At 75.4% G+C, this 11087-nt stretch carries 11 protein-coding genes; 4 read left to right on the top strand and 7 right to left on the bottom strand.

The annotated features are described in order from the left end of the window. On the top strand, positions 1–889 hold an 889-nt coding region (locus AB0B41_RS33185; RefSeq protein WP_358210407.1), incomplete at its 5' end, for a hypothetical protein. 90 nt (positions 890–979) lie between these two features. After that, positions 980–3787, top strand: a complete 2808-nt coding sequence (locus tag AB0B41_RS33180) for an FAD-binding and (Fe-S)-binding domain-containing protein (protein WP_358210405.1) — start codon at positions 980–982, stop codon at positions 3785–3787. Here AB0B41_RS33180 and AB0B41_RS33175 read toward each other — a convergent pair. Genes AB0B41_RS33175 through AB0B41_RS33165 form a run of 3 tightly spaced genes read right to left on the bottom strand, consistent with a single transcriptional unit; the run spans position 3756 to position 5588 of the window. Next, the gene (locus tag AB0B41_RS33175) at positions 3756–4115 is read right to left on the bottom strand and encodes a hypothetical protein (protein ID WP_358210403.1); all 360 of its coding nucleotides are present in this window, start codon (positions 4113–4115) and stop codon (positions 3756–3758) included. The two genes, AB0B41_RS33180 and AB0B41_RS33175, sit on opposite strands and share 32 nt — an antisense overlap. Before the next feature lie 9 nt (positions 4116–4124). Then, complete coding sequence (locus AB0B41_RS33170; protein ID WP_358210401.1) at positions 4125–4592, bottom strand: hypothetical protein; 468 nt, start codon at positions 4590–4592, stop codon at positions 4125–4127. A 27-nt stretch (positions 4593–4619) separates the two neighbouring features. Continuing rightward, positions 4620–5588 (bottom strand): WYL domain-containing protein, encoded by a 969-nt coding sequence (locus AB0B41_RS33165; protein WP_358210399.1) that lies wholly within the window; start codon positions 5586–5588, stop codon positions 4620–4622. 82 nt (positions 5589–5670) lie between these two features. Here AB0B41_RS33165 and AB0B41_RS33160 point away from each other — a divergent pair, with 82 nt between their 5' ends. Both AB0B41_RS33160 and AB0B41_RS33155 read left to right on the top strand, forming a co-directional pair. Beyond that, positions 5671–6243 carry a DinB family protein gene (locus AB0B41_RS33160; RefSeq protein WP_358210409.1) on the top strand — a complete coding sequence of 191 codons (573 nt, stop codon included), beginning with the start codon at positions 5671–5673 and terminating at the stop codon, positions 6241–6243. Positions 6244–6256: 13 nt separating this feature from the next. Then, a complete protein-coding gene (locus AB0B41_RS33155; protein WP_358210397.1) occupies positions 6257–7357 on the top strand; it encodes a winged helix DNA-binding domain-containing protein in 1101 nt (366 codons plus the stop codon). A 7-nt stretch (positions 7358–7364) separates the two neighbouring features. On the opposite strand, the gene proS is transcribed toward AB0B41_RS33155, so the two are convergent. From proS to AB0B41_RS33135, 4 genes are all read right to left on the bottom strand, one after another. Continuing rightward, positions 7365–8783 carry a proline--tRNA ligase gene (gene proS / locus AB0B41_RS33150; protein WP_358210395.1) on the bottom strand — a complete coding sequence of 473 codons (1419 nt, stop codon included), beginning with the start codon at positions 8781–8783 and terminating at the stop codon, positions 7365–7367. 107 nt (positions 8784–8890) lie between these two features. Next, entirely contained in the window at positions 8891–9649 is a 759-nt protein-coding gene (locus AB0B41_RS33145) for an IclR family transcriptional regulator (protein ID WP_358210393.1), read from the bottom strand. A gap of 128 nt (positions 9650–9777) precedes the next feature. Next, positions 9778–10767 (bottom strand): cyclase family protein, encoded by a 990-nt coding sequence (locus tag AB0B41_RS33140; RefSeq protein WP_358210391.1) that lies wholly within the window; start codon positions 10765–10767, stop codon positions 9778–9780. Then, the gene (locus AB0B41_RS33135) at positions 10760–11050 is read right to left on the bottom strand and encodes a hypothetical protein (RefSeq protein WP_358210389.1); all 291 of its coding nucleotides are present in this window, start codon (positions 11048–11050) and stop codon (positions 10760–10762) included. The genes AB0B41_RS33140 and AB0B41_RS33135 overlap by 8 nt, the downstream gene beginning before the upstream one ends. Positions 11051–11087 lie beyond the last annotated feature (37 nt).

Below are 11087 nucleotides of genomic sequence, written 5' to 3'. Positions count from 1 at the left end.
CCTCGCGCGCATCGCGGCCGGCGAGGACGAACCCGGCGCCGCGGCCGTCGACGGCCACCTCCCGCTGCAGGGGCGCAACGCCGTCAGCCGGCACGGGCCCGCGCTGGCCCACGGCCTGCGGGGCGAGATCGCCTACGTCCTGCGGCGCCGGCCGCGCACCGCCGTCAAGAGCCTGGCGGTCAGCCTGGCCCTCGGCCTGCTGTACCTCGGCTTCATCCGGGTCTTCGAATGGGACCGCGACCAGAGGTGGCTGCCCTACCTGGGGCTCTGGGTGATCTCGGTGATGATGGGCGGCGCGGTGTGCATCAACGCGATGTGCTTCGACGCCATGCGGGTCCGGGCGGCGCTCGACGGCGGCGCCCGCCTGTGGCACCTGCTCGTGGTCAAGAACCTCGCGATCGCCGTCCTCGTCGCACCGGTCGGGTTCCTGCTCAGCGGCCTGCTCGCCTGGCGGGCCGGCGAGGTGGGCGCGTTGGTCAAGGCCTGTGCCCTGGTCCTCTGCTTCATCCTGCTCTGGCTGGGGGTCGGCAACGTGCTGTCGGTGCTGCTGCCCGTGCGCGACGAGCCGATCCTGAGACGCAAGCAGACCGGGAGCCTCAAGCAGTTCGCGATCGCGTTCGCCGTCGCCTACGCGATCGGCTACCTGGTCAACCTCATGCTGCTGTGGCGCATCCTCGCCGCGCAGGGGCTGGCCGCGCGGCTGGGCGGCGAGGTCATCCCGGTCCTGCTCCTCGTGCTGAGCAGCCTCGCGATGTGGTTCCTGCTGACCGTTTTCGCGATCGCGCTGTCCCAGCAGCCGAAGGTCCGTCGCGCCCTGCTGCGGGAGCTCGATGATCACACGTCGAACGCGGAGGCGCAGGCCGCCGCGGATGCCCGACAGGCGGTGTGAGGGGCGCCGGTCACGGGGTGGGCGCGCTAGCGTTCGGTGCGACACCGCGACACCGCGACACCGCACCACCCACCCGAGGAGCAGGAGCCGGTGACCACCACCACCGAACTGCGGACCCGGCTCGTCGACCGGCTCGCCTGGTCCCGCGACGCCTCGCACTTCGCACTCGTCCCGCAGGCCGTGGCGGTGCCCGCCGACGCGGCCGCCGTCGGCTCGCTGTTCGCCGACGCCGCGCTGACCGGCGTCCCGCTGACCTTCCGGTCGGGCGGCACGAGCCTGTCCGGGCAGGCCGGGACCGAGGGGATCCTCGTCGACACCCGCCGGCACTTCCGCGGCATCGAGGTGCTCGACGGCGGCGCGCGGGTGCGCACGGGACCCGGCGCCACCGTCCGCCAGGTCAACGCCCGGCTCGCCCCGCACGGTCGCAAGATCGGCCCGGACCCGGCGAGCGAGTCCGCCTGCACCCTCGGCGGGGTCGTGGCCAACAACTCCAGCGGCATGGCCTGCGGCACCACGGCCAACAGCTACGCCACCCTGGACTCGCTGGTCCTCGTGCTGCCGTCGGGCACCGTCCTGGACACGGCCGCGCCCGACGCCGACGACCGGCTGCGCGCCCTCGAACCCGAGCTGCACGCGGGGCTGGCCCGGCTCCGCGACCGGGTCCGGGACGACGCGGCCCTGCGCACCCGCGTCGAGCAGCAGTTCTCGATGAAGAACACCATGGGCTACGGGCTGAACTCGCTGCTCGACCACACGCGCCCGGCGGACGTCCTGGCCCATCTCGTGGTGGGCAGCGAGGGCACGCTGGCGTTCATCGCGTCGATCGTGCTGCGCACCGTACCGCTGCTCCCGCACGCCCGCACCGGGCTGCTGGTCTTCTCGGACCTCGCCGGCGCGACGGCCGCGCTGCCGGACATCGTCGCCACCGGGGCGACCACCGTCGAGCTGCTCGACGCGACCTCGCTGCGGGTCGGGCAGACCGACCCGCGGGCGGAAGCGGCGCTGCGGGCGCTGGAGGTCGACCGGCACGCGGCGCTGCTCGTGGAGTACCAGGCCGCGACCGCGCAGGAGGCCGACGAGCTGGCCGGCGCCGCCACCGGCGTGCTCGGCACGCTGCCGGTGTCCGGGCCGCGCACCCTGGCCGCCGACCCGGCCGCGCGGGCCGCGCTGTGGCACATCCGCAAGGGCCTCTACGCCACCGTCGCCGGTGCCCGCCCGACCGGCACCACCGCGCTGCTGGAGGACGTGGTCGTCCCGGTGCCGGCGCTGCTGCCCACGTGCGAGGCGCTGAGCCGGCTGTTCGACAAGCACGAGTACGACCATGCCGTGATCTTCGGGCACGCCAAGGACGGCAACATCCACTTCATGCTGACCGAGCGGCTCGGCGGCGACGTCCCGCTGGACCGCTTCGCCCGGTTCACCGACGACATGGTCGACCTGGTCCTCGGGCACGGCGGCTCGCTCAAGGCCGAGCACGGCACCGGTCGGATGATGGCCCCGTTCGTCCGCCGGCAGTACGGCGACGAGCTCTACGAGGTCATGCGCGAGATCAAGCGGCTGTGCGACCCGCGCGGCGTGCTCAACCCGGGCGTGCTGATCGACGAGGACCCCGAGGGACACCTGCGGCACCTCAAGAGCGCCCCGGCCGTCGAACAGGAGGTCGACCGCTGCGTGGAGTGCGGGTTCTGCGAGCCCGTGTGCCCGAGCCGGGACCTGACGACCACCCCGCGCCAGCGGATCGTGCTGCGCCGCGAGATGGAGCGGGCCCGCGAGACCGGCGACACCGCGCTCCTCGCCGAGCTGGAGCGGGACTACGAGTACGACGGCATCGACACCTGCGCCGCGGACGGGATGTGCCAGACCGCCTGTCCCGTCCTGATCAACACCGGGGACCTGGTGAAACGGCTGCGCGCCGAGCAGGCGGGCCCGCTCGCGCAACACGGCTGGGCCGTCGCGGCGAAGCACTGGGCGGGCACGACCCGCGCCGCGGCCACCGCCCTGACCGCCGCCGACGCCCTCCCGGACCGGCTCGTCGCGGGCGCGACCGCGCTCGGCCGGCGGGTGGTCGACACGGAGGTCCTGCCCGCCTGGTCCCCCGAGCTGCCCCGCGGCGGCCGGCCCCGGTCCGACACGGCCCGCCCGGACGCCGACGCGGTGCTGTTCGCCTCCTGCACCGGCACCATGTTCGGCCCGGCCGGCGGGGGACGTTCCGGGGAGCACGGCGCCGCCGCCGCGTTCGAGCGGCTCTGCGCCCGCGCCGGGGTCGTCCTCACCCGGCCCGCCGGGGTGGCCTCGCTGTGCTGCGGCACGCCGTGGAAGTCGAAGGGTCTGACCGACGGGTATGCCGAGATGGCCCGCCGGGTCCTGCCGGCACTGTGGGAGGCGACCCGTGGCGGGGAGCTGCCCGTCGTCGGCGACGCCTCCTCCTGCACCGAGGGCCTCCGGCACCTGGTCGCCGAGGCCACGGACGGCGGGGACGCGCGGTACGCCGCGATCCGGGTGGTCGACGCCGTCGCCTTCACCGCCGAGCAACTGCTCCACCGGCTGACGCTCACCCCGCTCGACTCGCTCGCGCTGCACCCCACCTGCTCGGCGGTCCGGATGGGGCTCGACGGCCGGCTGCGCACGGTCGCCGCGGCCGTCGCCCGCTCGGTCACGGTTCCCGCCACCTGGGGCTGCTGCGGCTTCGCCGGCGACCGCGGGCTGCTCCACCCGGAGCTGACCGCCGCCGCCACCGCGCCGCAGGCCGCCGAGCTCGCCGGCCGGACGTTCGACGCCCACGCCTCCTGCAACCGGACCTGCGAGCTCGGGATGACCCGCGCCACCGGCCAGCCCTACGAGCACCTGCTGGAGGTGCTCGACCGGGTCAGCGCGGCGTCGGCCCCAGCAGGGCCATGAGCCGCTCCCCCGCCGCCTCCGGCAGCCGGCGCCGGCTACGGAGGTGGCGGAAGACGGGGCCGAGGAGGTCGTCGGCGAGCAGCGCCGCCCGCGGCAGCGGCTGCGCGGCCGCGGACACGACGGCGGTCGCGTGCCAGCCGCCGTCCGCGCGTGCCTCGGCATCGGCGGTGAACTCGACGAGCGCGACGACGCCCCCGCCCGGCCCGGTCCGGTAGACCGCCGCCCGCTCCCCGGCGCGGGTGGACCGCAGGCAGCACGGCGCGGCGGGCGGGTCGCTCAGCTCGTCGGCGTTCCACAGCAGGACGGAGCTCGGGACGGCGGTGTGCACTCCGGGGTGCTACCCGCGCTGCCGCTCGAGATCCGCCTTCAGCGCGGCCAACCGGTCCCGCCACCAGGCCTTGACCTTCTCCGCCGCGGCGGCGCCGGGCAGCCGGGAGTGCTCGACGGCGACGACGCAGCGACCCGGCTCCTTGGCGTCGATCGTGATCGCGACCCGTCCGCCGGGCTCGTCGACGTGGTCGAAGCGCGCCCGCCGCGGCCGGGTGGCGGTGCGCTCGCGCAGCTCGGCGCCCAGCCACGTGCGGCGCCGCTCCTCGGCGACGACGGCGTCGAACACGGCCTCGGGATCGGCGTCGATCGTGCGCGACGCCGTGACCGTGAAGCCGTCGTCCTTCTGCCCGACGGCCTTTCCCCCGCGGGCCCGCTCGTAGCTGGTGGTCACGGCCTGCGCGGCCCAGACCAGCGGCCCGACGCCGAGCAGGTCCGCCACGAACCGGGAGATCTCGCGGTGCGGCCGCCCGGCCATGCCCTCGCCGTGGCCCGTGGCGGCACGCTAGCAGGGGCCGGGACGCGGAGGGAAGGACCGGGCGGCGTCGGCGAAGCGGCGGGAGAGCTGCGCGAACGCGTCCCTCAGCTCCGCCGGCCCGATCACCTCGATCTCGGCGTCGAACCGGCCGACGGTGGCGGCCAGCCCCACCCACGACCACGCCCCGAGGACGAGCCGGCAGCGGTCCGGACCGAGCTCCTCGACGATCCCGTCGCCCGCGAACGGCGACACCTCGGCCGCGGACCGCGCGAGGACGACCTCGCCGCGGCAGGGCCAGGTGCCGGTGCCGGTCGAGCCCCGGAACTGGTCTGCCACGAAGGCCGCGACGTCGCCGCCGGGCACCTCGCGCGGCGCGAACCGCGGGCCCGTCGGGGTGCGCGGGGTGATCCGGTCGGCGCGGAAGGTCCGCCAGTCGCCGCGGTCGAGGTCCCAGGCCACGAGGTACCACCGCCCGCCCCGTGTGACCAGGTGGTGGGGCTCCGCCCGACGCGGCGGTCCGCCGCCCGGCCCGTGGTCGAACCGCAGCACCTCACGGGCGCGCACGGCGGCGCCGAGCGCCACGAGCACGGCACCGTCCACCGCGGGCGCCGATCCGAGGGCGGTGACCTCCAGCGCGTCGATGCGGTGCCGTAGCCGCCCGGGCATCACCTGGCGGACGGTGGTCAGCGCGCGTGCGGCGGCCTCGCCGACCCCGGCCCCGGAGGTGGCCGCGGTCCGCAGCGCCACGGCGAGGGCGACGGCCTGGTCGTCGTCGAACAGCAGGGGTGGCAGATCGGTGCCCGGGGCGAGGCGGTACCCGCCGTCGGGCCCCTTGATCGCCCGGACCGGGTAGCCGAGCTCCCGGAGCCGGTCGACGTCCCGGCGCACGGTGCGCGGGCTGACCTGCAGCCGCTCGGCCAGCAGCGACCCCGGCCAGTCCCGGCGGGCCTGCAGGAGGGAGAGCAGCGACAGCAGTCTCGCCGAGGTGTGACGCACGGCCCCGATGATGCCCGGAGAAGAGGCCGGTACCTGACCTCTTCTGTCGAGAGGCTGGGTGCCACCCCGACCGAGAGGACACATCGTGACCGCGCAGACCCTCGCCCTCGACCCCGAGCGCACCGCCCTCCTCGCGGAGCTCGCCACCGCCCGCGCCGCACTGGTCGCGACCACCCGGGGCCTGACCGACGAGCAGGCCGGCACGCGCCCCACCGCCAGCGCGTTGTGCCCGGGCGGGTTGATCAAGCACGTCGCGTCCGTCGAGGAGGGCTGGATGCGCTTCGTCGTCGAGGGCCCGTCGGCGATGACCTACGACCTGCCCGAGGGCGTGACCTGGGCGGACTTCGCGGCCGGCACTGCCCGCGAGTACCCGCAGTGGGCGATCGACCACCAGGACGAGTTCCGCATGCTGCCCGGTGACACCCTCACCGGGGTCGTCGCGCGCTACGAGCAGGTCGCGGCGCGCAGCGAGCAGGTCGTCGCCGCGCTCCCCGACCTGTCCGTGACGCACGCGCTGCCCGAGGCGCCGTGGAACGAGCCCGGCAGCGTGCGCAGCGCGCGCCAGGTGCTGATGCACATGATCGCCGAGACCGCCCGGCACGCCGGGCACGCGGACATCCTCCGCGAGTCGATCGACGGCCACACCGCGAGCTGAGACAACTGTGGCCGTGACCCGCCTCGGCGCCCGTGCGCTCAACCGCGCGACGCTCGCCCGCCAGCTCCTGCTCGACCGGGCGGATCTCCCGGTCCTCGCGGCCGTCGCCCACCTGTGCGGCCTGCAGGCGCAGGAACCGCAGGAGCCGTTCGCGGGGCTGTGGTCGCGGCTGCGGGCGTTCGACCCGGAGGTGCTGTCGAGGCTGCTCATCGACCGGCGGGTCGTCCGGACCACCTTGATGCGGCGCACCATCCACCTCGTCACCGCGGAGGACGCGCTGGCCTGGCGGGCGCGGCACGACGCGATGCTCCGGCAGCGGATGCTCGGGGTGTACCGGCGCGACCTCGACGGGGTGGACCTCGACGAGGTCGCGGTGGCCGCCGCGGAGGTGATGGCCGACGGCACGCCGCGCACCATGCCGGAGCTCGGGCGCGTGCTGGCCGAGCGCTGGCCGGCGGCCGGGCCGCGACCGCTGGGCGAGGCGGCGGTCGCCGCGCTGGTCCCGATGGTGCAGCTCCCGCCCCGCGGGGTGTGGCGACGGACCGCCGGCGCGCAGAACCTCCTGATGGCCACCTGGCTCGGCCGCGAGTGCGACCCGCCCGCGCCGGACGGGACGGACCCCGTCGGGCAGGACCTGGTCCGTCGCTACCTCGCCGCGTTCGGCCCGGCCACCACCGCGGACCTGCGCGCCTGGTCCGGGCTCGCCGGGCTGCCCGGCGCGGTCGCCGCGGTCCGCGACGAGCTGGTCTCCTTCCGGGACGAGCGCGGCCGTGAGCTGCTCGACCTGCCGGACGCGCCGCGCCCCGACCCCGACACCCCGGCCCCGGTGCGGTTCCTCCCGGCCTTCGACAACGCGCTCCTCGGTTACGACGACCGCAGCCGCATCGTCGACACCGACCACCGCGGCCTGTCCGTGGCAGGCGAGCGCGCCGTCCTCGTCGACGGCCGCGTCGCCGCGCTGTGGACCGTCGAGGCCGGCACGGTGACCGTCGCTCCCCTGCGGCGCTTCTCGCGGGCCGACCGGGCCGCGGTCGCCGAGGAGGGACGGGCGCTGGCCGGCTTCCTGTCCGCGGGCGAGCACCACCGGGTGCGGGTGGCGGCCTCGTCCCGGTGATCCGGGGTCAGTAGGCGCGGCCGAGCAGCACGGTGTGCCGGGCGGGCTCCCCGGTGACGAGGCAGGTGGGGGCGGGCGGCTCGGCGTCGACCAGGCAGCGGATCGTGGCGCCGGTCCGCTCGCCGAGCACCCGCTCCGACTCCTCGTCGCCGGACCAGGCCGCGAGGAACAGCCCGCCCTCCCCGACCCGCGCCGTGAACTCGTCGAGGTCCGTGACCCGGTGGGTGTGCTCCTCCCGGAACGTGCGCGACCCGGCGAGCAGCCCGTCCTGGATCTCGTCGAGCAGATCGGCCGCGGCCCGCGCGGCGCCGTCGAGCGGTGCCGAGGTCTTGCTGCGGTCGTCGCGGCGGACCAGGGTGGCCCGCCCCGACGCGAGCTCCCGCGCGCCCAGCTCGATCCGGACCGGGACACCCTTCAGCTCCCAGTCGACCGAGCGGCGTCCGAACGACGTGTGGGTGCGGGCGTCGAGGTGCACACGGACGCCGGCGTTGCACAGCTCCGCCTCGAGCCGTGCGGCCGCGGCGGCGACCTCGGCCTCCTCGTCGAGCTGCAGGACCACCACCTGGTGCGGTGCGATCGCCGGCGGCAGCCGCAGCCCGTGGTCGTCGCCGTGGACCATGATCACCCCGCCGATCATCCGGGTCGACGTGCCCCACGAGGTGGTGGCGGCGTGCCGGTGCTCCCCGTCGGCGTCGGAGAACCGGATGTCGAAGGCGCGGGCGAAGTTGTGGCCCAGGTCGTGGCTGGTCCCCATCTGCAGCGCCTTGCCGTCGCGCATCAGCGCCTCGCAGGTGTAGGTGTGCTCGGCCCCGGCGAACCGCTCGCCCGGCGACTTCTCGCCGGTCACCACCGAGATCGCGAGGGTCTCCTCCATGAACCGCCGGTAGACCTCGAGCATGCGCCGGGTCTCCTCGACCGCCTCTGCGCGGGTGGCGTGGGCGGTGTGCCCCTCCTGCCACAGGAACTCGGTGGTGCGCAGGAACAGTCGCGGGCGGATCTCCCAGCGCACCACGCTGTTCCAGAGGTTGAGCATCAGCGGCAGGTCCCGGTGGGACTGCACCCACCGGGCGAAGTAGTGGTTGACGACCGTCTCGGACGTCGGCCGTACGGCCAGCGGCTCGGCGAGCTCCTCCCCGCCGCCGTGGGTCACCACGGCCAGCTCCGGGGAGAAGCCGTCGACGTGCTCCTGCTCCTTCTCGAGGAAGCTCATCGGGATGAACATCGGGAACGCGGCGTTCACGGCACCGGTCGCCTTGATCCGCCGGTCCATGTCGGCCTGCAGGAGCTCCCAGATCGCATAGCCCCACGGTCGGACGACCATGCTCCCGCGCACCGGGCCGGTCTCGGCCAGTTCGGCGCGAGCGACGACGTCCTGGTACCAGGCGGGGAAGTTCGCCGCCTGCGGGGTGAGCACTGCCTTGGCCACGGTCCGGTCTTCCGCTGTGGGCGTGCCTGGGGCACACCGGGATTGGAGGCTGACAGCGGGAACGCTAGCCGGGCCGGGCAACCGGTTATGCCGGTCGCGGGCGAGGTTCAGTACGCGCGGCGGGAGATCGCGAGCGCCGCGCGCTGCAGCTCGAGGCCCAGTTCGGGCACACGCTCGGCCGGGATGTCGGCCAGCGCCCCGGTGACCTGGACGGCGGCGGTGGCGGCCCCGTCCGCGTCGAGCACGGGGGCGGCGACCGAGGCCATGCCGGGTTCGCGCTCCCCGCGGGCCTGGGAGTAGCCCCGCGCGCGGACGGCCCGGAGCTCGGCGACGAAGTCGTCCCGGTCGACCGTGGTCCCGTCGGCGAGCGTGTGGTCGCCGAGCTGGGCCAGGAACTCGTCGAGCTCCGCGGGGTCCATGTGGGCGGCGAGGGCCTTGCCGGCGCCGAGGTGCAGGGGCAGTCGCTCGCCGATGGGCAGTTCGTAGCGCAGCGGCGCGTCCCCGGCGACCCGCGCCAGCACCACCCGCGACCAGCCGAGACGCTTGAACAGCGAGGCGGTCAGCCCGGTGGCGCCCGCCAGGTCCTGCAGGACCGGCCGCGCGGCGCCGACCAGCGGGCTGCTGGTGAGGTAGGCGTGCGCGCCGAAGATCAGTCCGACGCCCGGGCGGTAGCCGTTGGCGTCCCGTTCGACCCGGCCGCGGGCCTCGAGCACGCCGAGGATGCGCTGGGTCGTGGCGACGGGCAGCCCGGCCCGGCGGGCGATCTCGCTCAGGCGCAACGCGTGGTGGCCGGCGTCGAGGACCTCGAGGACGTCGATGGCACGCTCGAGCGACCGCATGCTCGTCGCGGGCTTCGCCTGCTCCACCGTCCCGGTCCCCCTCACCTCGGCCGGGCGTCATCCTTCCACACAGTGGTGAGGCCTCCCGTTCTCACCGCAGCACGTTCTCACCGCAGCCCGTTCTCACCGCAGCCCGTTCTCACCGCAGCCCGTTCTCACCGCAGCGCGGTCGCGTTGGGCGGCGAGCCGACCCCGCCGACCAGGTGCAGCGGCTTGACGACGACGAGGGCGTCCCACCGGCCGTGCGCCCGGCTGTCCGCGACGAGGTCGGTGAGGTTCCACAGCTCGCCGAGCGGGACACCGAGCTTGGCGATGAGCTCCTGGTGCATCATCCCGGCGTCCTCGGGCGCGCTCTCCAGGTAGGTGCCGGCCGCGACGGGCAGGACCTCGACGGCGAACGTGTCGGTCGCGAACATCGCCACCTGGTGGTCCCACAACCACTCGGGGAGGTCGACGGTCTGCCGGAAGCCGGTGGCGCGGCGCGCGTCGCGGACCTCGGCCCGCAGGTCGGCGCCGGCGTCGAGGAACCAGCGCGCCCAGCCGGTGTGCACGAGCACGACGTCCCCCGGCCGCACCCGCTCGCCCTGGGCGTCGAGCGCGCGGTCGAGGACGTCGACGTCCAGGGCGGGACCGCCGCGGTGGTCGAGCGGGGCACCCTGGACCGCGAGGTGCCCCTCGACGTCGATCAGCACCCCGCGCCCGACGACGGGTTTCTCGGCCCACCGCTGCACGCCCAGAGCGGGGTGCCCGGCGCGGATGTCCGCGTCGGGGACGCCGTTGTAGAAGCCGTGCCCGGAGGCGCGGCGGTGCCGCAACCCGTCGACCTGGGAGGTGGCCTGCAGGTAGAAGCCGTGGAGGACGTCGTCGCGCGCCTCCGCGTGCGCGGCGAGGAGCTCGTGGCGTGGCGCCGAGCGGGCGCGGGCCATGGGCGGGTCGAAGGCGTCGAGGGCGTGGTCGAGGGAGAAGACGGCGCCGCGGGTGACCGTCGCGACGCCGTCGAGCACCTGCGCGGCGCCCGCGAAGTTGGCGGTGCCGCGCTCGGGGTCCTTGCGGAAGACGCCCCAGCTGGAGCCCGGGGGGACGTGCCCACGCAGCTCGGCGTAGGTGGGCACGTCCATCCGGGTGCCGGGCCCGGCGTCAGTCATCCTCGGAGTCCTCCGGCTCGCCGTGCCCGTCCGGACCCTTCCGGTAGGACAGCGCGAAGGACAGCAGGCCCGAGACCGAGGCGCCGCCGAACGCGTACGGGGCCAGGGCGGACGCCCACTGCCGCGCCGCGGTGGCGTCGCCGACGGCGAGGGCCGCGGCCTGGCCGACCACGATCGCCAGGCCGGCGAGCAGGAAGAACACGACGGACAGGGCGAACAGGAACGTGGTGACCCTGGTGGACCCGGCCGGTGCGGGGGCCGGTGGGCTCATCGTCGAACTCATGGTGGGGCTCCTCGTCGGAGATCGGGCAGGATCGGGC

It is taken from the genome of Pseudonocardia sp. NPDC049154 (assembly GCF_040648315.1).
Lineage (GTDB): Bacteria > Actinomycetota > Actinomycetes > Mycobacteriales > Pseudonocardiaceae > Pseudonocardia.
This window is presented reverse-complemented; position numbering and strand designations above follow the sequence as displayed.

Bases quoted from the DNA above. Each gene is read 5' to 3' on its own strand.
- AB0B41_RS33140 (WP_358210391.1), bottom strand. From the start codon at position 10,767: ATGACTGACGCCGGGCCCGGCACCCGGATGGACGTGCCCACCTACGCC.
- AB0B41_RS33170 (WP_358210401.1), bottom strand. From the start codon at position 4,592: ATGGCCGGGCGGCCGCACCGCGAGATCTCCCGGTTCGTGGCGGACCTG.
- AB0B41_RS33135 (WP_358210389.1), bottom strand. From the start codon at position 11,050: ATGAGTTCGACGATGAGCCCACCGGCCCCCGCACCGGCCGGGTCCACC.